Origin of the sequence: Ureibacillus chungkukjangi (assembly GCF_044795995.1) — a bacterium.
In the GTDB taxonomy this organism is placed as follows: domain Bacteria; phylum Bacillota; class Bacilli; order Bacillales_A; family Planococcaceae; genus Ureibacillus; species Ureibacillus chungkukjangi.
Genome location: NZ_CP085009.1, coordinates 1,252,008 through 1,274,761, shown reverse-complemented (window position 1 = coordinate 1,274,761; position 22,754 = coordinate 1,252,008). Strand labels below are relative to the sequence as shown.

The following is a 22,754-nucleotide window of genomic DNA, read 5'->3' as shown; positions in this document are numbered from 1 at the left end:
AATCACCTAAATTCTTTTTTTGAGTACATAAGTGTTGAGAGCTCATCTAGATAAAGCATTTCTTCTCTATCCTGCTCATTCTTGAAGGTTGCAAAATCTTTTTCTTTCATTTTTTCAAACTTACGTATTTCTAGATTTTTCTCTAATAACTTTTGTTCATGCCAAGTCATCTTCGCACGAGCCTGAACCACTTTTTGCTGAACCTCTGCAATTGAGCGCTCTAAAGTATCTATAAAAGTAGCAAAATGGTGAATTTGATCAATAGACGAGCCAACAGCTAAACGATCATTTTGATAGGTAATTAAATCTTCCTTTTTCTTTAAAAGATCGTATAGTTTAGTAGCTACTTCCTCAAAGGCACGTACCGCCTCTTTATAGCTTGCCTCTGTTTGTTGCTTCTCTTGCTCACGGATCGTCAATATCTTCTCAAAACGATATGTATATTGAACCATTACCTACCTCCACCATTTGATAATGCGATAATTTCTTCTACAGTACTTTCTAGCGATACTTTATCTTTATAGCCTTGTTTTAAAAAGTTAGTAATCAGTGGTTCATATTGAATTGCTTCATCTATTTCTCTTGAGGTACCTCGTTTATAAGCACCGATATTTATTAAATCCTCAGATTTTGCATACGTATAATATAGTTCTCGAAGTCTTTCAGCTGCCTTGACGTGTTCTGGTAGAGATATATGATTCATCAAGCGGCTTACACTTTTGAGAACATTGATAGCTGGATATTGTCCTTTGTTTGCTAATGTACGGTCTAAAACTATATGTCCATCAAGTATTCCTCGAACAGTATCAGCGATAGGCTCATTCATATCATCACCATCTACTAATACTGTATAGAATGCAGTTATGGAGCCATGTTGATTTGTACCTGTTCGTTCTAGTAGCTTCGGTAGAATCGAAAACACAGATGGCGTATACCCTTTTTGAGCTGGTGGTTCACCTGTTGCAAGACCGATTTCACGTTGGGCCATCGCAACACGAGTAACTGAATCCATCATTAACATGACATTCATTCCTCGATTTCTAAAGTACTCGGCAATTGCAGTTGCTGTAAAAGCTCCTTTAATACGCATTAGTGCTGGCTGATCACCTGTAGCTGCTACTACAATCGAGCGCTTCAAGCCTTCTTCACCTAAATCTCTTTTGATGAATTCTAGTACTTCACGTCCACGCTCTCCGATTAAAGCAATAACGTTTAAATCAGCCTTGGTATTTCGAGCTATCATTCCAAGCAATGTACTTTTACCAACACCCGAGCCAGCAAAAATCCCAACTCGCTGACCATTACCAACAGTGAGCATTCCATCAATTGCTTTTACCCCAACCTCAAGCTGATCTTCAATGGGTGGTCTCTTTAAAGGATTAGGAGGCTCCTGCTCAGTTTGAACAGTTGCTAATCCTTTGGGAAGAGCTGAACCATCAAAAGGATTACCCATCGAATCTAGTACTTTTCCGATAAGCTCAGGACCAACTTTTACTTCAAGTGGTTTTCCTGTCCCTTCTACAAGACATCCAATTGATATCTCACGAATTGAAGTATACGGCATTAGAACAACAAATTCATTATTAAATCCTACCACTTCTGCTAAAATTATTTGGTGACCATTTTTCGGTGAGTGTACATGAATTTTACACACATCACCGATTGAACTTTCAGGACCTTGAGACTCAATCATCAGACCGACAACTCGATTAACTTTACCGAATTTCTTGAACGTTTCAATAGCTGGAATTGTATCTATTAATTGAGCCGCTTTCATCCTATCATTCCTTACTGTCTAAAATTTCATTTAGCTTTATACGTAGTTCACTTAACTGTTCATCTACTGATACAACGATTCGACCATGGTTAGTTTCTATATAACACTCGGTTTCGTTCAATTCTTCATCAACAAAAACTAGTAATGGAACATCTGTTGGGAACATTTCAACTAGCTCCTCGCGATGCTGTGAAACAAGCTGATGGTATCTTGGTGAAACATAGATTTTAACTTCTTTCATTTCTCTAGCTTCTTTTACACCTCTTTTAATGATTGATAAGAAAACCTCATCATCTCTATCTAAAGAAGTGCCAATAATACGTTCAGAGGCTGATATTGCAAGCTCTAAAATAACTCGCTCCTGCTCTTCGATATAGCTTTGTGCCATTGAACGAGAATCATCAATGATTTTGTTTGCAAGAGAATATGCTTCCTGCATATCGACTTGAGCTTTTTTCATACCCTCTTCATAGCCTTGCTGGAAGCCTTGATCGTAAGCATTTTGCTCTAAAACAAGTTTTTCTTCTTCCCACATTTTTCTGAGCTGATCAATATTTTCTATTTGTTCCTGTCGATATCGTTCAAATTCTTGCTTTTGAGCTTCAATTTCCATTTTGGCAATGGATAAAATCTGGTCTCTTTCCGCATTAATTTCCTCCATCGTTAAGGTTGGTTCTTGAAAATTATCTTCTCCTTCATAATCAACCTTGAACAAATTACGCACCTGGATTTTTACTTGTTCTTGTTTTTTTTGAGTTGCATTGTTTGAGCGGATGATTCTAGACAATTACGTCATCTCCTCCACCACGAGCTATGATGATTTCTCCTGCATCCTCTAGGCGGCGAATCACACCCACAATTCTTGATTGGGCTTCTTCAACATCGCGCAGTCGAACAGGTCCCATAATTTCCATTTCTTCTTTAAATGTGTCAGCCATACGCTGTGACATGTTGCGGAATAGAATATCCTTAACTTCCTCACTGCTTACCTTCATGGATAATAGTAAGTCTTCGTTTTCACAGTCACGAATAACACGTTGAATCGAGCGATTATCCAATGTAACAATATCTTCGAATACAAACATTCTCTTTTTAATTTCTTCAGCTAGCTCTGGATCTTGAATCTCTAACGCATCGAGAATTGTTTTTTCTGTTTGACGGTCTACTCCATTTAATACATCAACAACTGCGTCCACGCCACCAGTTTCTGTGTAATCCTGTGTAACAGTGGATGATAATTTACGTTCTAGGATGGATTCAATTTCACTGATTACTTCAGGAGAAGTAGAATCCATCATGGCAATACGTTTTGCTATATCAGCCTGAACTTCCTGTGGTAAAGACGACAAAATGACACCAGCTTGTCCAGGATCTAAATAAGATAAAATAAGTGCAATTGTTTGAGGATGTTCATTTTGTATAAAGTTAAAGATTTGTCCAGGGTCAGCTTTTCTAGCAAAGTCAAACGGGCGTACCTGTAGAGATGATGTTAAACGGTTAATAATTGCTTGTGCTTGATCTTGCCCCAGTGCTTTTTCTAATACCGTTTTTGCGTATCCAATACCACCCTGCGAAATATAATCCTGTGCAAGCGCGATATGGTGGAATTCTTCAATGATATCTTCCTTAATACCGGGTTCTACTTTTTTGACACTTGAGATTTCTAACGTAAGACGTTCGATTTCCTCTTCGTTTAAATGCTTATATACAGAAGCAGAAACTTCTGGCCCTAAAGAAATTAACAGCAAAGCAGCCTTTTGCTTTCCTGACAATTCTTTCTCCTTTTTGGACATGTTCGAACACCCCCATTAATCTTCGGTAATCCAACTGCGTAACAACTTTGCAAAGTCTTCTGGTTTTTCCTTCGCCATTTTTTCAAGCTGTTTACGACGTATTGTTCCTTCAGTTTCTTTTTCTTGATTTATGTCACTAACTATTAGCTCTTCTTGTTCTTCGATAATTGAGTAATCTTCTTCTGCTTCTTTACGTCTTCTAGAACGAACGATAAAGAATACAAGTAATAAGATTACAGCAACTAGGATTCCACCGACTACCCAAATCCACCATGGAATGATTGGTGTTTCTTCACCTGTTGCAGCGTCATTACCATAGAATGGCTGAACTGAAACAACTACTTTGTCATTGATTTGTTCGTTTGTTAGCTCCCCGGCAGCTTCCTTATCAATCGATGTACGAACAATAGTTGTAAGGATTTGCTCGATATCATTTACTACATCCTCAGAAAGTGTAGCAGGATCTGTCGGAGTTGGTGGTTCTACCATTACCTGGATTCCGATGTCACGCAGTTTATATGGACTTTCTTGAATATCTCTTGTGATACGATTTACGTCTTTGTTAATCGTTTCTTCGACTCTTTCGTAGTCGCCATCACCGCTACCTACTGAACTATAATCGACAAAGTTATCTGTTCCTGCACCTGCTTCAGGTGTTCCAGCAGCAGCATCTACACCAGAATAGGATTCAGTGATTCGTTGAGCACTAATTTCAAGTCCTTCCATGTTTTCCTCGTCTACAGGCTGAACTAGATTCTCTTGACGGTTCTCTTGTTTGAAATCGATATCTGTTGTTACTGAAACAACTACCTTATCATTCCCCATTAGAGTGCCAAGCATTTGTTGAACTTGTCTTTGTAAATCACGTTCAATAGTTTTCTTCACTTGCATTTGACCATCAACAGAATCAATTGAATTAGACCCAGAGGATGCAGATTCTAAATCGAAATACTCTGAGTATTGGTTCGTGATTACAATATTTTCTGGACTAAGGTTTGGAATACTTTTGGAAACTAGATTATATAAAGTGGAAATTTGTTCATTTGAAAATTGATGACCGGGCTCAGTATCCAATACGATGGATGCACTTGCCTCTTGTCCTGTGTCATTAACAAATACACCTTGTTCAGGCATATTGATCATTACATTGGCATTTTTCACACCATCAATTTTTCTGATCAAGTTTGCTAATTCTGTTTGTGTAGCAGCAAGCTTAATTACGTTAAATTCATTATCTGTCATACCAAATCCCGCATTTGAAGTGAAGAAGGAGTTGTTAATCTCTCCTGATTCAGGATATCCTTGTGCAGCTAGTGATACCGTTAATGAATCGACCTGCTCTTCAGGCACTAAAATATTCGTTCCACCTGGAGCGATTTCATATTTTACACCCTGTGCAGTTAAAACCTCAGCGATTTCTCCTGCTTCAGTAGCTGATAATTCAGTAAAGAGAGGTACCATTTTTGTTCTTGTTGAGAAGTATGTAAGTATAGCTGCAAGTGCAATTACACCTATCAATGTCCCGACAATTGCAACCTTTTGATTTTTAGTTCGACTCTTCCAAAATTGAGTCGAGTCGCTTTTCACTCTTGTAAAACGTTCATTCATTAGCTATCCCCCGATTTTTATGAATACACCTTTATTCGACTTACATTTGCGCATAATAATTTTACATAACGTAAGTTAAACGGTGCAGATAAAGAGTTGCTAAATGAAGTTAAATAGACATTCGCATAATTTCTTGGTATGCCTCAATTGCCTTGTTGCGAACTTCCATCGTAGCATTTAAAGTTACACTCGCCTTTTGAGCGGTGATCATTACTTCATGTAAATCAACATCTTCACCATTGATTAACTTTTGCGTCATTACATCTGATTGAACTTGTTGAGTATTAACAGAAGCAATAGCATCTTTTAATGTACTAGCAAAAGATTGCTGTGCCTCAAACGGTGTAGCAGCTGGTTTTATTTTATTTGTTTCATCTATTATTTGCGTATTTGCAACAGATAATGATACTGGATTTATTGCCAAATTAACTCATCCTTTCCACGTCTATTATTTTCCTATTTCTAATGCTTTCGTTAGCATAGATTTACTAGCGTTAAATACAGTTACATTTGCTTCATAAGAACGTGTAGCGGAAACTAGATCGACCATCTCAGTTAGAAGATCGACGTTTGGCATTTCAACATAACCATCCTCGTTCGCATCTGGATGTGTCGGATTGTAAACTAATTTGAAAGGTGTTTGTGTATCATCGTTGATTTTTGTCACCTTCACACCATTCCCCGCATTTTCCTTTTTCCCCATAGCTTGGTTTAGGAAACTAGAGAATTGTCCATTTTCTTCAGATAACGTTACAGATTTACGGCGATAAGGCTCCCATTCACCATTCACCTGTTTAGCGCGAGTCGTGTCGACATTTGCGATATTTGACGAAACAACATCCATTCGCAAGCGTTGAGCTGTTAAAGCTGAGGCAGTTGTATTCATGCTAGTAAATATAGACATATCTATCTACCTCCTTTAATAACTGTGTTAAGAGTGTTGAACTTACTAGAAACTCGTTCTACTAACGCATTATAGTAAATTGTATTTTCTGCTAGGCTTGCTTGCTCAGCATCCATATCAACACCATTCCCATTACTGCGATAGTTGAAGTTATCATAGCTGTAAACACCTGGAGTTGATTGTTGTATTTGAAAATCATAGTGTCTTGCATCAGTTCTTTTTGCAGATATAGTAGAAGCTTCTTTAGCATCCGACAACATTTGCTCAAAATTGACATTTTTCGCCTTATAATTAGGAGTATCCACATTCGCTATGTTCTGAGCGATTGTTTTATTCTTTAACGAAGCATAATTCAGACCTTTTTCTAGGCTGCTGATTGTTCCTCCGAATAAATTCAAACCATTCACCTCAAAATCTATTTTTATATTACATTATATTTCAATTCAATAACTTAATTTTAAAGTATAATACTACAAAGTGTCTATTGCCAATTGCTGTTTTTTAATAGTTAATCTGCACTATTTTTGCGCTTTTTAGACTTATTTCGATTCACAATTCTCCATAATTTCCATTATTTCGACAGTGTAAACCAGTAAAAATCTAAGCATCTTGGTCAGCTAATCTATTATCTATTATTAACTAGTAAATTGCACCCAGTAAAATATGTATATTATTTTAGACATAAAAATAAGGCTCTGCCATTTAAATGTGACAGAGCCTTTACTATTGTTTCGTAATTATTTCATCTTAATTTCAGCTAATGCAGTTAAGAACTTATCATTTAATACTTTAATATAAGTCCCTTTCATACCTAAAGATCTAGATTCAATCACACCAGCTGATTCTAATTTACGCAAAGCATTTACGATTACTGAACGAGTAATTCCAACGCGATCCGCAATTTTAGAAGCTACTAGTAAACCTTCGTTACCATCTAGTTCTTCAAAGATATGCTCGATAGCTTCTAATTCACTATATGATAATGAATTGATAGCCATTTGTACGACTGCTTTACTACGTGCTTCTTCTTCAATTTCTTCTGATTTTTCACGTAAAATTTCCATACCAACTACTGTTGCACCATATTCAGCTAAGATTAAATCGTCATCTTCAAAGCTTGCAGTGATACGACCTAAGATTAATGTACCTAAACGCTCACCACCACCGATGATTGGAACAATTGTTGTTAAGCCGTTTTTGAAAAGATCACGGTTTTCCGTAGGGAACACTGTATGCTCGCTGTTGATATCAATATTTGGTGACGTTTCAGAGATATCGAAAAGGTGCTGTGCATAGTCTTCCGGGAATTGACGATCTTCAACCATTTTTTGAATACGAGCATTTTCAATTTGTTGGTGAATTGAAATACCTAGCAATTTCCCTTTACGACTTACGATAAATACGTTGCTATCTATAATATCACCAAGAGTGTCTGCCATTTCTTTAAAGTTTACAGGTTTTCCAGCTGATGCTTGAAGCATCGAGTTAATCTTACGTGTTTTTGCTAATAAATTCATTTTGAAAATTTCCTCCTAAGGGGTGCTTATAATAATTCACTTAATATTCTAAAGGTTTCTACAATTTATTGTAACTAATAATGCTCGATTTATAAGATAAATTGTGACAAATCTTTGTTTTTTGAAATTTTTTCGAGTTTTTTGTCGACATATGCTGGTGTAATTTCGATATGTGCAGGTGTAATTTCAGATGCTTCAAATGATAATTCCTCTAAAAGTCGCTCCAAAATAGTATGAAGTCTTCTAGCACCAATATTATCAGTTTCTTGATTTACTTCTGTTGCAATCTCAGCAATCCTGTCAATTGCATCATCTGTAAACTCAATTGTTACACCTTCTGTTTCTAACAATGCTTTATATTGCAAAATGAGCGATTGATCTGGTTCTTTCAGAATTCGAACAAAGTCATCTTTTGTAAGCTTATCTAATTCGACACGAATCGGGAATCGACCTTGCAATTCAGGAATAAGATCGCTTGGTTTTGACATATGGAAGGCACCTGCTGCAATAAACAGCATGAAATCTGTTTTAACAGGACCATATTTTGTCGTAACTGTTGATCCTTCGACAATCGGTAAGATATCACGCTGCACGCCTTCACGTGACACATCTGCGGAAGATGCGCCTCCTCGACTAGCGATTTTATCAATTTCATCTATAAAGATAATCCCTGATTGCTCTGCACGACGAATTGCTTCGGCGGCTACCTCATCAGAATCGATTAGCTTATTCGCTTCTTCGATGATTAGTACTCGACGTGCATCCTTCACCTTCATCTTACGCTTTTTGGTTTTCTTCGGCATAAGACTAGAAAGCATGTCCTGCATTCCAGAAGCACCCATATCCATTCCCATACCTGGCATCATATCTAAAAATGGTGTATTTTGTTCAGTTACCTCAACAGTTACCCATTCTTCCTCAAGTTTACCCGATTTCAAATCTTGCGAAACTTGCGAACGTTTTGAACGAACCTCTGTTTCTTCATGAGTTGAATCCTCATCAGTTGTCTCATTTTTTTGACCAAAAAGCATTTCTAATGGGTTTTGAGCCATTTTCGATTTCACTTTTGATGGAACCAGTAATTTTACTAATTTCTCATTTGCATTTTGCTCTGCAACATCTTTTACAGCTTCCGTCATTTCGTCTGTAACTAATCTTTTCGAGCTTTCAACTAAATCACGTACCATCGATTCAACGTCTCGACCAACATAACCAACTTCCGTGAATTTAGTTGCTTCTACTTTAATGAAAGGTGCATTCGTTAGTTTGGCAATACGGCGTGCAATTTCTGTTTTACCAACACCAGTTGGACCAATCATTAAAATATTTTTTGGAATAATTTCATTTTGCAAATCTTCACTTAGAAGTGAGCGGCGATATCTGTTACGAAGAGCAATCGCAACAGCTCTCTTCGCATTATTTTGTCCAACTATGTGTCGATTTAACTGTTCTGTAATTTGTCTTGGCGTTAAATTTTGTTTTGTCATTCTTCAAGCGCCTCCACTACAATATTATGGTTTGTATAAACACAAATATCAGCAGCTATTGTAAGAGCAGCTTTTGCTATTTCACTAGCTGTTAGGTGATCTCCAGAGTATTGTTTTAACGCTCTCCCTGCAGATAGTGCATAATTACCGCCCGAACCAATTGCTAATATACCATCATCAGGTTCAATTACTTCACCAGTACCAGATACAAGTAAAAGTGTCGATTGATCCATTACTAAAAGAAGAGCTTCTAGCTGGCGTAGCATTTTATCTCCTCGCCACTGCTTTGCAACCTCGACTGCTGCTCGTTGTAAATTCCCACCATATTCATTCAGCTTCGATTCGAACATTTCAAATAACGTGAACGCGTCAGCTACTGAACCTGCAAATCCAGCTAATACTTTACCATTGAATAGACGTCTGACCTTTCTAGCGGTATGCTTCATGACAACTGAATTTCCTAATGTAACCTGCCCATCTCCTGCCATCGCACACTTTCCGTTGTGATGAATAGCAAATATGGTAGTTGCATGGAATTGTTCCATTTTCATTCCTCCTAAAATCAAGCTCGTGGATGAGTATTCATATAAGTATTTCGAAGATGTTCTTTCGTAACATGTGTGTAGACTTGTGTTGATGACAAACTTGCGTGACCTAGTAGTTCTTGAACTGTTCTTAAATCTGCTCCCTGATTTAACAAATGTGTGGCAAATGAATGTCTCAACATATGAGGGTAAATTTTCGTATGCATTGATGCATTCTTTATCATGTCGTCAAGTATATAACGTACACCTCGAGGAGTAAGTTCTCCTCCGCGCATATTCACAAAAAGCTTTTTGTGATTTTGATTTTTCATAAGCTTTGGACGAACCGTTTCAAGATAGATACTTAAAGCCTCGTGTGCATACTGACCAAAGGGGATAATCCTTTCTTTTCTACCCTTTCCCATTACTCGAATAATTGAATAGTGAAAATCAATATCTTGCATATCGATTTCTGTACACTCACTTACACGGATACCTGTGGCGTACAATAATTCAAGTAAAGCCATATTGCGCACAGATTTGTCATCAGCGCCAATATTTCTTTCGAATAACTGTGAAAGCTCTTCTTCATAGAAAAAGTTAGGCAATCGCTTTTCCTTTTTCGGATGATAAAGTGAACGGAATGACGAATCATCTAAATTAAATTCCCGATTTAAGTATTTAAAAAAGGAACGTATCGAAGAAATCTTTCTAGAGATCGAATTTCTTGCCTTCTGTTCATCGTAAAGCTTAGTTACATATATCCGCGCATGGATATATTCAACTTCTTCTAAATTAGAAATTCCTTCTGATTTTAAAAAGTTAAGAAAATCATTTAAATCAAACTCATATTCCCTAACAGTATGTACTGAGAAGTTTTTTTCGAGTTGAATATATTTGAGAAACTTATCTAGGCTTTCTGCAAATGTTAGAAACAATAGCAAAACACCTCCAACGAATTCACATGAAATAAGGCGCTACATAAAAAAATGATTGTGTTTATAAATGGACCATAATTTTATTCACTATTTTTGTGGCTGTAAAATTTTCTATCACCTTTTGAAAACATACATTATGACACTAAACCTATCTTGGAAAGATATCAAGTATTTAGTAAATAAAATTTGTAAAATATTTGTGAACAAGCATCATTTTAACTATAAACCTGTATAACGCTTACTTATTTTTACTGAATTGGTTATTATTTTTGGACAAAAAGAAAATGCCTCATAAATTATAACAATTTATAAAGGCATTTTGCAATTATATTGTGTGAGAATTCATAAAATTTAGAATTATGCTTCAGTCAGTATCTACGTCTCTACATAGCAAAGTATTTTTTCTTAATAGAATCTCCCGAGTATAAGAGAAAGCTCATTGTAAACAGGTAAGCCTCTTATTGTGTCGGCGCTTCTTCATAATCACATTTAGTACATTGAATTTGAGTACCTTTTTTAATCTTCTTCTCAACTAATAATGAGCTACATTTTGGACAAGGTCTGTTGATTGGCTTATCCCATGAAACAAAGTCGCACTCTGGATATGTGTTACATCCATAGAATAAACGCTTTGTTTTACTTTTTCGTTCCACAATTTCGCCTGTGTCACAGCTTGGACATTTTACGCCAATCGGTTTCATGATGGCTTTAGTATTACGGCAATCAGGGAAATTCGAGCAAGCCATGAATTTTCCGTATCTACCTAGTTTGTAAACCATTGGAGATCCACATTTCTCGCAATCTTCCCCAGCTGGTTCATCCTTGATTTCAATTTTCTCCATTGCATCGTCAGCGTACTTTACTCGAGGTTCAAAATCTTTGTAGAAAGCATCAATGACTTCTACCCATCTTCGTGCGCCTTCCTCGATAGCATCTAAATCATGCTCCATTTGTGCTGTAAACTCAATGTTGATAATTTCCGGGAAAAACTCCAATGTTGCTTGATGGACGATTTCCCCAAGCTCTGTCGGTACAAATCGTTTTGCGTCTAATTGAACATAGCCTCGTCTTTGAATGACATCCAGAGTCGGTGCATACGTAGAAGGGCGTCCAATGCCTCTTTCCTCAAGCTCCTTCACTAGACGTGCTTCTGTGAAGCGTGGAGGCGGTTGTGTGAAGTGTTGCTTCGGTTCAATCTCTAACGACTTCACCGTATCTCCAACTTCCATCTCTGGAAGCAGCTTTGTTGTTTCCTCTGTTTGGTCATCAGTTCCTTCAATATAAAGCTTCATAAAACCTGGGAACTTTACATGAGACCCATTTGCACGGAATTGAACATTGCCATTCACTAAATCTACTGTTACTGTATCTAAAACCGCAGGAGCCATTTGACTTGCGATAAAACGCTCCCAAATTAGTCGATATAGTCGAAGCTGATCACGGCTTAATACTGCCTTTAGCTCCTCTGGCGTACGCATTGTACTTGTTGGGCGGATTGCTTCATGGGCATCTTGAGCATTGGCAGCCTTTTTAGCTTGCTTTGCTTCTCCAACAACATATTCTTTACCATATTTTTCATTGATATAATTTACCGCTTCAGCTTTAGCAGTGTCCGAAATTCGAGTAGAGTCAGTACGCATATATGTAATTAACCCGACAGTACCTTCTTTTTTCCCGATATCAATACCTTCATAAAGCTGTTGAGCCAGCATCATTGTTTTCTTAGCACGGAAATTTAATTTTCGTGCAGCCTCTTGCTGAAGAGAGGAGGTTGTAAATGATGGTGCCGCATTACGTTTACGTTCCTTTTTCACCACATTGGCAACACGGAACGCATCACCTTTTAGGCCACTTAAAACCGTCTTCACTTGCTCTTCGTTTGTAAGCTTTACTTTTTCTTCACCATTGCCATAGTAATAAGAGTCAAATTGCTTTTTCCCTTTTTCAAAAATGGCTTCAATCGACCAGTACTCTTCAGGAACAAAGTTTTTAATCTCTTCTTCACGATCAATGATAAATCTTAGTGCAATGGATTGAACTCGTCCTGCGGATAATCCTTTTTTTACTTTTTTCCAAAGGATTGGGCTAATGTTATACCCTACAAGCCTGTCCAAAATACGTCTTGCTTGTTGTGCATCCACTAAATCCATATTGATGGGACGTGGACTTTTGAAGGATTCTAAAATAGCATCCTTTGTAATTTCATTAAATACCACACGACAATCGGAAGTTATTTCAATATTTAATGCTTGGGCTAAATGCCAGGCTATTGCTTCTCCTTCGCGATCGGGATCGGCTGCGAGATAGATTTTTTTTGCTTTTTTAGCAGCTGATTTTAGATCCTGCAATACAGGACCCTTCCCACGAATGGTAATGTATTTTGGTTCATAGTTATTTTCAGTATCAATACCTGTTTGACTTTTTGGTAGGTCTCGAACATGACCAATGGAAGCTTTGACTTTATATTTCTTCCCTAGGTATCTTTCAATTGTTTTCGCTTTTGCTGGTGATTCTACTATCACTAAATAATCTGCCATCTATATTCTTCCCCCTTGTAGAGGTTAATTGTTTATTTTTGTATAGACATACTTTGGTAAGTATCCCTAAAAAATGTATCTGTTGCAAAATGTATAACAGTTTTTATAAGAATGCAACTTTTTTTCAATATTTACCTTCAAAACAATTTTAATTCCTCTATGATTTGATACCCGTCCCAAATTGGAATAGCCCCTTCTCGCAGTAGACTATTTGTTCCTTTTGACTGTTCTTTTAAAATAGGTCCAGGAACTACAAAAATATCTTTTCCGTGTTCTAAAGCATGCTCGGTTGTGATGAGTGTCCCACTTTTTAGAGAAGCCTCTGTTACAACGAGGGCATTGCTGATACCGCTAATAATACGATTTCTCATTGGAAAATGCCATTTCTGGACCCCAACATATGGAGGATATTCTGTTAAAAGTAAATGATTCTCCCCTATTTCGCAAGCAAGGGCCTTATTTTCTGGCGGGTAAAGATGGGAAAAGCCATGTCCTAAAACTGCAATGGTTTTGCCTCCATACTGAATCGTAGCCCGATGCGCCAAGCTATCTGCTCCCATTGCAAGACCGCTTACTATAACAATATTTTGTTCAACAAGTGGCGGTATAATATATTCCAACGCTAGACTAGAGTAATTTGTTGCTTTTCTTGATCCAATAATGGCAATTTTTTTAGGCTGAGTGAGTAAAGAAATATCCCCTTTGGCATAAAGAACTGTTGGAGGGTCTAACAAATCGTGTAAGCTTTCAGGATAAAATTCACTATTAAACGTAATGGCCTTGATAGAGGAAGAATGATATACATCTACTAAATTTATATCTAATACCTGCTGATAATTCTTTAAAATAGTTCGTGCGTGATTTGTCGAAATCGAAAGAATTTTAGCTAATACCAAGGGAGAAGTTTCTATTATATTGCGCGTAGATTCGATAGATTTCATCAGAATTTGAAATTTGTTTAAGGGAAGTGGATAAACGTAATGAAAAGAGAGGATTTCATGTAAATTGTTCAATATATCACTCCTTATTATAATAGAAGAAATTTCTTCGTTTTTTATAAAAAGTGACCGCAAATTAGGGAAGGGTGGAGCGTTATAACACGCCCCACCCTCTATTTTAATGAGTTTTACATTGTTCGTATAGACCTTTTTCTTTGATAACCTTAATTAATGTCTCACCTATTACAGATGGAGTAGGCGCAACCTCAATTCCAGCATCATTCATAGCTTTAATTTTGTCTTTTGCTGTTCCTTTACCGCCGGAAATAATTGCACCAGCATGCCCCATACGCTTACCTGGAGGTGCTGTTTGTCCACCGATAAATCCAACAACAGGCTTTGTCATATTCGCTTTAATCCATTCAGCAGCTTCTTCTTCTGCTGTACCACCGATTTCACCAATCATCACAACTGCATAAGTTTCTGGATCATTGTTGAATTCTTGTAGTACATCGATGAAGTTTGTTCCATTTACAGGGTCTCCACCAATACCAACAGCAGTTGTTTGACCAATTCCTGCTTGTGTTAACTGGTGAACTGCTTCATATGTTAACGTACCAGAACGAGATACAACGCCTACATGACCTTTTGTATGAATGTATCCTGGCATAATTCCAATTTTACATTCATCTGCACTAATCACACCCGGGCAGTTTGGTCCAACTAAACGCGTTTTCTTGCCTTCCATATAACGCTTTACTTTTACCATATCTAATACCGGGATATGCTCTGTAATACAAATTGTTAAATCTAAGTCAGCGTCCACTGCCTCCATAATTGCATCAGCTGCAAATGGTGCTGGTACGTAAATAACTGAAACATTAGCACCTGTTACCTTTACTGCATCCTCTACAGTATTAAATACAGGCACGCCTTCAATAACTTGTCCACCTTTTCCTGGTGTAACACCTGCTACAATTTTCGTGCCGTATTCCAGCATTTGCTTTGTATGGAAAAGTGCAGTTTCCCCTGTGATTCCTTGAACAATTACCTTTGTATCCGCATTAATATATACACTCATGAATTGTCATTAGCCTCCTTAACCTACAAGCTCTACAATTTTTTCAGCGCCATCTGCCATTGAGTCGGCCGCTACAATATTTAAACCAGATGCATTCAATAGTTCTTTACCAAGTCCTACGTTTGTCCCCTCTAAACGTACAACTAAAGGAACTTTTAACCCTACTTCCTTCGCAGCAGTAATTACTCCCTCTGCAATGACATCACATTTCATGATGCCTCCGAAGATATTAACGAAGATTCCTTTAACATTTGGATCTGATAGGATAATTTTAAATGCTTCTGTTACTTTCTCTGCTGTAGCGCCGCCCCCAACATCCAGGAAGTTAGCCGGTTTTCCGCCGTAATAGCTGATTGTATCCATTGTGGCCATAGCAAGACCTGCCCCATTAACCATACAGCCAATGTTGCCATCTAATGAGATATAGCTAAGATCGTATTTAGAAGCTTCGATTTCTTTTGGATCCTCTTCATCATAATCTCTTAGTTCAACGATATCTTTATGACGATATAAGCCATTTCCATCGAAATTAAATTTCGCATCTAGAGCGACAACCTCTTCACTACCTGTTACTACAAGTGGGTTGATCTCTAAAATAGAAGCATCCTTAGTAACAAAGGCTTCATATAAACCTAGCATTAGTTTTGCTGCTTTGTTTACAAGCTTTGCCGGAATATTCATACTAAAAGCCATGCGACGTGCCTGGAATGGAAGCAGTCCTGAAACAGGATCGATTACTTCTTTAAAGATTTTCTCTGGAGAGTGCTCTGCTACTTCCTCAATATCCATGCCGCCTTCCTCAGAGCCCATTAAAGTAACTCGAGAAGTTGCTCTATCTAAAACAAAGCTCAAATAATATTCTTTTTTAATGTCTGACCCCTCTTCAATGTAAAGACGTTTAACCTCTTTACCTTCAGGACCAGTTTGATGAGTTACTAAGATTTTTCCTAATAACTCCTTCGCGTAAGTTCGGACTTCCTCCAAATTCTTCGCGATTTTTACACCCCCAGCTTTACCACGTCCACCCGCATGGATTTGAGCTTTGACAACGATTACATTTGAACCAAGTTCCTTTGCAACCTTTACAGCTTCCTCCGGTGAAAACGCAACCTTCCCATTTGGAACACTTACTCCATATTTTCTTAGGATTTCTTTCCCTTGATACTCATGGATATTCATGATACATCCTCCAATCAACCTTTGTGGAAATTATTTTCTTAACATAATCCATTCTATACAAACATTCTGACAATGTCTATCCTTGTATCATTTGTATAAAAATAGAATATTTTATTACAATATTATCTATCTTTTGTATTTTCGTCTATAGTTTCTTGAAGATTTATTTTGTTTTTGTTTGATAATTGCGATCCAATCGATAAATAAAAGCAAATACTTCTGCTACTGCCTCATACAATTCTTCAGGAATAGATTCGTTTAAATCAAGGTTCCCTAACAGTTCAACAAGGTTTTTGTCCTCATATACTGGTATATCATTTTGCGCTGCTTTTTCTAGGATATTATCAGCGATTTTCCCTTTTCCCTTTGCGATTACAGTCGGGCTATTATTATTCTCTGGATTGTAGGTTAGTGCGATTGCTTCTTTTCTGACATACTTTTTATCGTTCATATTCGAATATCCACTCCACTATTCAATTTCGATTCATCACCTTTTTTCATCGTGACAGTTTGAGGAGCAGTAGTTTTTTCAAAAGGCTTCACAAATAATCCGGATAGCTGATAGTCTTTATCTGATAATCCCTTTTTTAATACAGCTTTCAAGGGCTCGGCTAAATTCTCAAGCTGTGGCTGATTATTATATAAATGAATGGTAATGATGCGATTTTGAACCTGCATATCCACCATTGTTTCTTCTAGAGCCTCCATATTTAAGTAAAATAAAACCCGCGCGTAGTTGGCATCAATTTTGCCATTTTCCTTCATTCGGCCATTCCATTGAAGAGTTGCCTCTGTTTTTTTACCTAAAAACTGCAACGGAATTTGCATGACTAATTGATGCTGATGACCGTTTTCTCCTGAAGTTAACTGCATCCCATTTAACCTTGATAGAATATTGTCCGTTGCTTCTCTGACATTTGAGGAAATTTGAGAATCATGTATAAGAGATAAGAGCTGCGGCTTTAACGATTGGGCCAGTTCTTGCATATCGGACATTTTACTATTTAAGGACGCCTCGTAGCTCATGCCCAAGCCCTTTAGGACTGTTTTAATCGCTTGTTCCATCATTTTCCCATCCATTGCTGACAATACTTCTGCATCTGCTTGCAGCTGCATATTTTGGACGGTTGCTACAGTTGATTCTCCTGCTGTTCTCACTAAATTTAACAAAGTAGACTGAGTAGCTTGGGGATAAGTAGCTTCAGGCTTCAGCAGGGAAAGTAATTGGTCCCTAGGTGTTGTAGTAGAAGTCTCACTCGATTGGGCTGCAAACGCTTTGACGAGCTGCTCATGGAGTTGCTTTGTGAACATCTCGAGTAGTGTTGAAGCGTTTTTTGGTAATGCTTCATAGCGATTTACGAGCTGCTGTAATTGTGTTTTTTGCTGCTCTGATAAGTTTGTCTGATCATTAATCCATGTTTGTACCTGCTGGATGATTTGTTGCGAATCTGCCGGTTTTGAAGTCATCACCGTTTGAATCAGCTGACTCGCAGATGGTTTAATCGATTCATTTGCCAGGTTTTGATGCTGCTTTAAGCCTTGAGATAGCCAATTCTCTGCCGTTGCATTCTTTGGGACTATATCTGCATTTTTTAAGAGGTTGAGCACCTGTGATTTTTGGGAAGCACTTGTTTCTGTGTTAAACAAATTTTGCACAGCCTTTGAAAGTAGGTTGCCACCTGTTTCTTCTGCAAGGGGCTTAGAAATCAGTTGAAGTTGCTGCTGAATAGTTGATTTTATGGCAGGTTCAATACTTGTATCCTGAGCTAATAATGTCGACAAATTGGCAAGAGCAGAAGTCATCCCATTACTTTTGGAACCAAATATTAAACCTTTAAATATTTCGTTTGTGAATGGAAGCTTTAGCTCCGCCATTTTTTGAATAGCCTGCAATGCTTCCTGCTTTGTAATGGATTCTGGCAAATTCTTCAGCCAATTTTCAGCCTGTAAGAGCGTTTCCTTCGAAAGAGGTAGCTGATTTTTCACAAAATGGGAAAGCACTTGCTGCATTTCTTGTGTTTTTGGCAGATTCATGGTGTCTAATAGCTGATTTAACTGCTGAGCTGTTGTTTGAGATTGCTGCATTGGCCCTGTAACCACTTTTAACTCTGCTTGAGGATTCATGTTCGTTACTTGAAAAAAATGCGAATCTCCTGCTTTTAAAGGGGTTTCAAGCTTTGCATACAATTTGTTTTGTCCAACCTGTATTTCAGCCATTTGATCTGGGTATAGTTTTTTGATGGTCCCATGGAATACTTGTCCCTGTTTTAGGGATAGGGGTTGATTTTGTTCAATTGTTGTTTGCTGTATTTGTATTGGATTAAAAGATGTGGATGTCATATTAATACCCGCTCCTTTACTTCAACCATTGATTTAATCGGTTCAAAGCTTTTTCGGTGTTCTTCCATAAAGCCATATGCTTCGAGCGCTTCCAAATGCTGCTTAGTGCCATATCCAGCGTTTTGGTCAAAGCCATAGACTGGGTATTTTTCGTGAAGCTGTTCCATATATTCATCTCGCGCATTTTTCGCTAGAATGGATGCTGCAGCAATGCTTAAGCTTTTAGCATCACCTTTGATAATCGAGCTTTGAGAGATATCAATCGGCAATGTCATAGCATCCACAATACAAAAGTCTGGGCAAATCTCTAATCCTTCAACGCTTTTTTTCATGGATTGCTTTGTCGCTTCATAGATATTAAGCTCATCAATTACTGCTGCACTCTGAAAATGAATGGCATAGGCCAAGGCGTGCTCTTTAATGATGGCTGCAAATTCTTCTCTTGCTTTTTTTGTTAACTGCTTCGAATCATTGATGCCTATAAATTTTTCACAGTTTTTTGGCAGAATCACGGCAGCTGTAACAACAGGACCAGCTAAAGGACCACGCCCTGCTTCATCAATACCGGCTACATGATGTTCTGGTGAGGCTAAAAAGCTTTTGTCGAAATTAACCTTACTTTCATGCTCTTCTAGCATTTTCTTTTCTTTTTCCATACGATTATTCCATTGCTTCCAAGCCTTTATAACTCCTGCACGTTCATCGGCTTCGATTTCCTTCATCCAGGCTTCGTATTTTTGCGCTTCGTTTAAAGCGATTGTAATTTCTTTTATTGTTTTTACCATATGTATGACACTTCCCTATTTTATCTCTTTATATATATCGGCATTTTTCCTCAATTTAGAAGAAACTATTCGAAACTTCCAATTAGATTTTCTCTACTATCAAATTAACACAGTTCCTTGTCCATCTGGTAAATTTCAGTCTATAATTAACTTGAACTGATTGGAGGAGAACTTATGAAAAAACTTTTCCCTCTTTTTGCTAGCATACTCCTTATATTGTCCGCATGCGGGAATGCTGCAAAAGATGAACATACAAAAGAAGAGCATGAGGCTAGTGGAGATCATGGTGATGATACGGGTACAAGCCAAGCGAGTGATAGCCACGATTCCCACGATCATGCTTCTGGCGACATTCAAGAAATGACTGCATCAGCTGATATTTTACCAAGCTTTTTAGACGGTCAGCATGAGGATATTCGTCTAGTCTATCAGGTTGCCGGTAAAGCTACAGATATTTTAGAATGGATGCCTTGCTATTGTGGGTGCGGGGATTCAGTAGGACATCGCAGTAACTTAAATTGCTTCATAGCAGAGACGCGCGAGGATGGTTCCGTAGTTTGGGATGATCACGGAACACGCTGCCTTGTTTGCCTAGAAATTGCTGTAGAATCCGTGCAAATGGCTCAACAAGGGAAATCATTAAAGGAAATTAGAGATGCCATTGATTCCAAATATAAAGAAGGCTATGCTGCACCAACTCCAACGGATATGCCAGCATAAGTTTAAGTAACGTGAAGGGCGAAGGAGAAACGATACCGTTTTTTCTTTGCTTTTTTTGCTGGGGTTTTTGGGGTGGGGATGGAGATGTGGGGTTACGTGCGGGTTTGGTCTGGTTACGTGCGAGTTTGGTTGATTTACGTGCGACTTTTCCCTGATTACGTGCGAGTTTCACCCGATTACGTGCGACTTCTCTCTTTACGTGCGAGTTTCATCGTTTTACGTGCGACTTTCATCTCGTTACGTGCGACTTCCACCCCGTTTCGTGCGACTTCTCTCTTTACGTGCGAGTTTCATCGTTTTACGTGCGACTTTCATCTCGTTTCGTGCGACTTCCATCTCGTTACGTGCGACTTTCACCCGATAACGTGCGACTCCCCCACTCATTACGTCCAAACCAATCTAACCGCGCAAATTTTACTAAAAGCACGAGCTATTTTTTCACCTCTCACTTTAATAATTAAAACGCACTTCATACAAAGTACGAAGTGCGTTCAAAGACTACTATTGAGTTACTCCAGCGACTACTCCTCCGCCAAAGCTTCTTTTTCTAATTGTTCAGCGACAATATCGAATGTAATTTTGCCGAAGTGCTGGTTACGGATATCACGAACGATGATTAGAGCCACTTGATCGTAGTCGATTTCTCCACCAGGTCCGAAAACTTTTCTGTGTTTACCGATATGGTCAAAAGTATCTATTAGTTCATCGTGAATTGCTGTTAATCCGTAGCGTTCTTCCATACGATATGGGTAGTGGATAGAAAGGAACTTCAGTCCGTAAACTGCAAGGTCCTCCATGTTAATGATTGTGTCCTTAATGGCACCTGTTAAAGCTAATTTCAAACCGACTTCTTGGTCCTCGAACTTTGGCCAAAGAATTCCTGGTGTATCTAGTAGCTCGATATCTTTTCCTACTTTAATCCATTGCTGAGACTTTGTTACCCCAGGCATATTCCCTGTTTTTGCGATATTTTTCTTCGCTAATCGGTTGATCAAAGTGGATTTCCCTACGTTTGGAATTCCTACAATCATGGCACGAATCGCACGCGGCTTCATACCTTTCGCTCTCATTCGATCCCATTTTTCAGCTAAAATTTCTTGTGCCGCTTTTGTTACCTTTTGCAGTCCTTTTCCTTCTAAAGAGTTTATGGCTACTGCTGTGTGTCCTTGCTTTGCAAAATATTGCACCCATCTATTTGTTTCAGTCTCATCGGCCATATCTGCTTTATTTAAAATTAATAGACGCGGTTTTTGATTGATCACCTGGTCAATCATTGGATTTCTTGAAGAAAGGGGCAAACGCGCATCGATAAGCTCAAAAATGATATCTACTAGTTTGAGTTTTTCTGAAACTTCACGTCGCGCTTTCGCCATATGTCCCGGAAACCATTGTATAGTCATGTTGTATTCCTCCTTATATGTATTCCTAAAATTATTATGTCCAAAAATTTTTATGTGCTATGTCTTGATTCCAAAAAGAAAAGGAGATTGCAAAAGAACCCCCTTCACTCATTCAATATTATTTTACAATTGTAATATCACCGATTGGCCAGAAGATAATGCTTGTATTTCCAATAAGCTCATCCTGACTAACGATGCCAATATGACGACTATCTTTACTATAGCGTCGGTTATCTCCCATTACAAAGACATACCCTTCTGGAATGACGTCAAGCGTTGGGTCAATTTCTTGTAAAGTGAAGTCTTGTGTTAGAGTGCCCTCTGTTATTTGTGATTTATACTCATCTAAATATGGCTCATCATAAGCCTTGCCATTTATATAGAGCTGGTCGTCCTTATATTCGATTGTATCACCAGGAAGACCTATCACACGTTTAATGTAATCTTTGCCCTCTGGAGCATGGAATACTACGATATCAAAGCGATCCGGTTTGCCGATTGTATAGCCAATTTTGTTTACTATCATTCGGTCGTCATCTTTTAAGGTTGGCATCATCGAATCTCCATCCACCACGATTGGTGTAAATAATATGTAGCGAATGAGCACAGCAATAACAAATGCAATTACAAGCGCTTTAATCCATTCCCAAAGTTCGTTTTTTTCTTTTTTTGTATTCTCCACGGAAGATTCCTCCCTATCTAACATCATTTTATTGTAAATGAATTATGTATACAAGTTTGAAAACTCATGAATATCTTCTCCAATATGGAGCTATATCTTTTGTTGCATTTATTAGATAAGAAGCCTATTGTTTCCATTTCTTTTTTACCAAAAAGAAAGAGAGCTTGAAAACAAGCCCCCTCTCAAAAAGTTATTATCGGATTTCTTTAATACGAGCAGCTTTACCACGTAGGTTACGTAGGTAGTAAAGTTTAGCACGACGTACTTTACCACGACGGATAACTTCTAATTTAGTGATTTTTGGAGTGTGAACAGGGAATGCACGTTCAACACCAACACCGTAAGAAATTTTACGAACTGTGAAAGTTTCGCTAATTCCGCCACCACGACGTTTAATAACTACACCTTCGAATAATTGGATACGCTCACGAGTACCCTCTACAACTTTAACGTGTAGGCGAACAGTGTCACCAGGACGGAAAGATGGTAGATCAGAACGAAGCTGTTCTTTTGTAATTTCTGTAATAATGTTTGACATTTATTT

General features: G+C 38.0%; 23 protein-coding genes. 1 reads left to right on the top strand and 22 read right to left on the bottom strand.

The window, feature by feature from the left end:
- Positions 1–2 precede the first annotated feature (2 nt).
- From fliJ to LG296_RS06170, 19 genes are all read right to left on the bottom strand, one after another.
- The gene (gene fliJ / locus LG296_RS06260) at positions 3–452 is read right to left on the bottom strand and encodes a flagellar export protein FliJ (protein ID WP_107934006.1); all 450 of its coding nucleotides are present in this window, start codon (positions 450–452) and stop codon (positions 3–5) included.
- A complete protein-coding gene (gene fliI / locus LG296_RS06255; RefSeq protein ID WP_404427671.1) occupies positions 452–1,777 on the bottom strand; it encodes a flagellar protein export ATPase FliI in 1,326 nt (441 codons plus the stop codon). Before fliI ends, fliJ begins: the two co-directional genes overlap by 1 nt.
- A gap of 4 nt (positions 1,778–1,781) precedes the next feature.
- Complete coding sequence (fliH, locus tag LG296_RS06250) at positions 1,782–2,564, bottom strand: flagellar assembly protein FliH (RefSeq protein WP_404427670.1); 783 nt, start codon at positions 2,562–2,564, stop codon at positions 1,782–1,784.
- Positions 2,557–3,570 carry a flagellar motor switch protein FliG gene (fliG, locus tag LG296_RS06245; RefSeq protein WP_107934001.1) on the bottom strand — a complete coding sequence of 338 codons (1,014 nt, stop codon included), beginning with the start codon at positions 3,568–3,570 and terminating at the stop codon, positions 2,557–2,559. Before fliG ends, fliH begins: the two co-directional genes overlap by 8 nt.
- A 15-nt stretch (positions 3,571–3,585) precedes the next feature.
- Entirely contained in the window at positions 3,586–5,178 is a 1,593-nt protein-coding gene (fliF, locus tag LG296_RS06240) for a flagellar basal-body MS-ring/collar protein FliF (protein ID WP_107933999.1), read from the bottom strand.
- A 109-nt stretch (positions 5,179–5,287) separates the two neighbouring features.
- A complete protein-coding gene (fliE, locus tag LG296_RS06235; protein WP_107933996.1) occupies positions 5,288–5,602 on the bottom strand; it encodes a flagellar hook-basal body complex protein FliE in 315 nt (104 codons plus the stop codon).
- 24 nt (positions 5,603–5,626) lie between these two features.
- Positions 5,627–6,082: a flagellar basal body rod protein FlgC gene (gene flgC, locus LG296_RS06230; protein ID WP_107933995.1), complete on the bottom strand. Its 456-nt coding sequence runs from the start codon at positions 6,080–6,082 to the stop codon at positions 5,627–5,629.
- Between the two features lie 2 nt (positions 6,083–6,084).
- Positions 6,085–6,480 carry a flagellar basal body rod protein FlgB gene (gene flgB, locus LG296_RS06225; RefSeq protein WP_107933993.1) on the bottom strand — a complete coding sequence of 132 codons (396 nt, stop codon included), beginning with the start codon at positions 6,478–6,480 and terminating at the stop codon, positions 6,085–6,087.
- Positions 6,481–6,819: 339 nt separating this feature from the next.
- A complete protein-coding gene (gene codY, locus LG296_RS06220; protein WP_107933991.1) occupies positions 6,820–7,599 on the bottom strand; it encodes a GTP-sensing pleiotropic transcriptional regulator CodY in 780 nt (259 codons plus the stop codon).
- A gap of 89 nt (positions 7,600–7,688) precedes the next feature.
- Positions 7,689–9,086 (bottom strand): ATP-dependent protease ATPase subunit HslU, encoded by a 1,398-nt coding sequence (gene hslU / locus LG296_RS06215; protein ID WP_107933989.1) that lies wholly within the window; start codon positions 9,084–9,086, stop codon positions 7,689–7,691.
- Entirely contained in the window at positions 9,083–9,631 is a 549-nt protein-coding gene (gene hslV / locus LG296_RS06210) for an ATP-dependent protease subunit HslV (protein ID WP_107933988.1), read from the bottom strand. The genes hslU and hslV overlap by 4 nt, the downstream gene beginning before the upstream one ends.
- A 17-nt stretch (positions 9,632–9,648) precedes the next feature.
- The gene (xerC, locus tag LG296_RS06205; protein ID WP_251397224.1) at positions 9,649–10,548 is read right to left on the bottom strand and encodes a tyrosine recombinase XerC; all 900 of its coding nucleotides are present in this window, start codon (positions 10,546–10,548) and stop codon (positions 9,649–9,651) included.
- Positions 10,549–11,006: 458 nt separating this feature from the next.
- Positions 11,007–13,085 carry a type I DNA topoisomerase gene (gene topA, locus LG296_RS06200; RefSeq protein ID WP_107933985.1) on the bottom strand — a complete coding sequence of 693 codons (2,079 nt, stop codon included), beginning with the start codon at positions 13,083–13,085 and terminating at the stop codon, positions 11,007–11,009.
- Between the two features lie 137 nt (positions 13,086–13,222).
- Positions 13,223–14,098, bottom strand: a complete 876-nt coding sequence (gene dprA, locus LG296_RS06195) for a DNA-processing protein DprA (protein ID WP_306460150.1) — start codon at positions 14,096–14,098, stop codon at positions 13,223–13,225.
- Between the two features lie 103 nt (positions 14,099–14,201).
- Entirely contained in the window at positions 14,202–15,104 is a 903-nt protein-coding gene (sucD, locus tag LG296_RS06190; protein ID WP_107933983.1) for a succinate--CoA ligase subunit alpha, read from the bottom strand.
- Positions 15,105–15,122: 18 nt separating this feature from the next.
- Positions 15,123–16,283: an ADP-forming succinate--CoA ligase subunit beta gene (gene sucC, locus LG296_RS06185; protein ID WP_107933981.1), complete on the bottom strand. Its 1,161-nt coding sequence runs from the start codon at positions 16,281–16,283 to the stop codon at positions 15,123–15,125.
- Between the two features lie 163 nt (positions 16,284–16,446).
- The gene (locus LG296_RS06180; RefSeq protein WP_107933979.1) at positions 16,447–16,734 is read right to left on the bottom strand and encodes an EscU/YscU/HrcU family type III secretion system export apparatus switch protein; all 288 of its coding nucleotides are present in this window, start codon (positions 16,732–16,734) and stop codon (positions 16,447–16,449) included.
- Positions 16,731–18,623 carry a hypothetical protein gene (locus LG296_RS06175; protein ID WP_107933978.1) on the bottom strand — a complete coding sequence of 631 codons (1,893 nt, stop codon included), beginning with the start codon at positions 18,621–18,623 and terminating at the stop codon, positions 16,731–16,733. Before LG296_RS06175 ends, LG296_RS06180 begins: the two co-directional genes overlap by 4 nt.
- Positions 18,620–19,408: a ribonuclease HII gene (locus LG296_RS06170; protein WP_107933976.1), complete on the bottom strand. Its 789-nt coding sequence runs from the start codon at positions 19,406–19,408 to the stop codon at positions 18,620–18,622. The genes LG296_RS06175 and LG296_RS06170 overlap by 4 nt, the downstream gene beginning before the upstream one ends.
- A 174-nt stretch (positions 19,409–19,582) precedes the next feature.
- Between LG296_RS06170 and LG296_RS06165 the strand changes: the two genes are divergently transcribed.
- The gene (locus LG296_RS06165) at positions 19,583–20,128 is read left to right on the top strand and encodes a PCYCGC motif-containing (lipo)protein (protein ID WP_107933974.1); all 546 of its coding nucleotides are present in this window, start codon (positions 19,583–19,585) and stop codon (positions 20,126–20,128) included.
- 521 nt (positions 20,129–20,649) lie between these two features.
- Here the strand turns inward: LG296_RS06165 and ylqF are convergent.
- From ylqF to rplS, 3 genes are all read right to left on the bottom strand, one after another.
- On the bottom strand, positions 20,650–21,528 hold the full coding sequence (gene ylqF / locus LG296_RS06160; RefSeq protein WP_107933973.1) for a ribosome biogenesis GTPase YlqF: 879 nt from the start codon (positions 21,526–21,528) through the stop codon (positions 20,650–20,652).
- A 118-nt stretch (positions 21,529–21,646) separates the two neighbouring features.
- Entirely contained in the window at positions 21,647–22,210 is a 564-nt protein-coding gene (gene lepB / locus LG296_RS06155) for a signal peptidase I (RefSeq protein WP_404427668.1), read from the bottom strand.
- A 193-nt stretch (positions 22,211–22,403) separates the two neighbouring features.
- Positions 22,404–22,748: a 50S ribosomal protein L19 gene (rplS, locus tag LG296_RS06150; protein WP_107933970.1), complete on the bottom strand. Its 345-nt coding sequence runs from the start codon at positions 22,746–22,748 to the stop codon at positions 22,404–22,406.
- Positions 22,749–22,754 lie beyond the last annotated feature (6 nt).

What these genes read in the sequence shown, in the direction of transcription:
- LG296_RS06175 (WP_107933978.1), bottom strand. Translation starts at nt 18,623, where the DNA reads ATGACATCCACATCTTTTAATCCAATACAAATACAGCAAACAACAATT.
- rplS (WP_107933970.1), bottom strand. Translation starts at nt 22,748, where the DNA reads ATGTCAAACATTATTACAGAAATTACAAAAGAACAGCTTCGTTCTGAT.
- fliI (WP_404427671.1), bottom strand. Translation starts at nt 1,777, where the DNA reads ATGAAAGCGGCTCAATTAATAGATACAATTCCAGCTATTGAAACGTTC.
- ylqF (WP_107933973.1), bottom strand. Translation starts at nt 21,528, where the DNA reads ATGACTATACAATGGTTTCCGGGACATATGGCGAAAGCGCGACGTGAA.
- LG296_RS06180 (WP_107933979.1), bottom strand. Translation starts at nt 16,734, where the DNA reads ATGAACGATAAAAAGTATGTCAGAAAAGAAGCAATCGCACTAACCTAC.
- LG296_RS06170 (WP_107933976.1), bottom strand. Translation starts at nt 19,408, where the DNA reads ATGGTAAAAACAATAAAAGAAATTACAATCGCTTTAAACGAAGCGCAA.
- fliG (WP_107934001.1), bottom strand. Translation starts at nt 3,570, where the DNA reads ATGTCCAAAAAGGAGAAAGAATTGTCAGGAAAGCAAAAGGCTGCTTTG.
- fliJ (WP_107934006.1), bottom strand. Translation starts at nt 452, where the DNA reads ATGGTTCAATATACATATCGTTTTGAGAAGATATTGACGATCCGTGAG.
- hslU (WP_107933989.1), bottom strand. Translation starts at nt 9,086, where the DNA reads ATGACAAAACAAAATTTAACGCCAAGACAAATTACAGAACAGTTAAAT.
- LG296_RS06165 (WP_107933974.1), top strand. Translation starts at nt 19,583, where the DNA reads ATGAAAAAACTTTTCCCTCTTTTTGCTAGCATACTCCTTATATTGTCC.
- fliF (WP_107933999.1), bottom strand. Translation starts at nt 5,178, where the DNA reads ATGAATGAACGTTTTACAAGAGTGAAAAGCGACTCGACTCAATTTTGG.
- topA (WP_107933985.1), bottom strand. Translation starts at nt 13,085, where the DNA reads ATGGCAGATTATTTAGTGATAGTAGAATCACCAGCAAAAGCGAAAACA.
- sucC (WP_107933981.1), bottom strand. Translation starts at nt 16,283, where the DNA reads ATGAATATCCATGAGTATCAAGGGAAAGAAATCCTAAGAAAATATGGA.
- hslV (WP_107933988.1), bottom strand. Translation starts at nt 9,631, where the DNA reads ATGGAACAATTCCATGCAACTACCATATTTGCTATTCATCACAACGGA.
- sucD (WP_107933983.1), bottom strand. Translation starts at nt 15,104, where the DNA reads ATGAGTGTATATATTAATGCGGATACAAAGGTAATTGTTCAAGGAATC.
- codY (WP_107933991.1), bottom strand. Translation starts at nt 7,599, where the DNA reads ATGAATTTATTAGCAAAAACACGTAAGATTAACTCGATGCTTCAAGCA.
- flgC (WP_107933995.1), bottom strand. Translation starts at nt 6,082, where the DNA reads ATGTCTATATTTACTAGCATGAATACAACTGCCTCAGCTTTAACAGCT.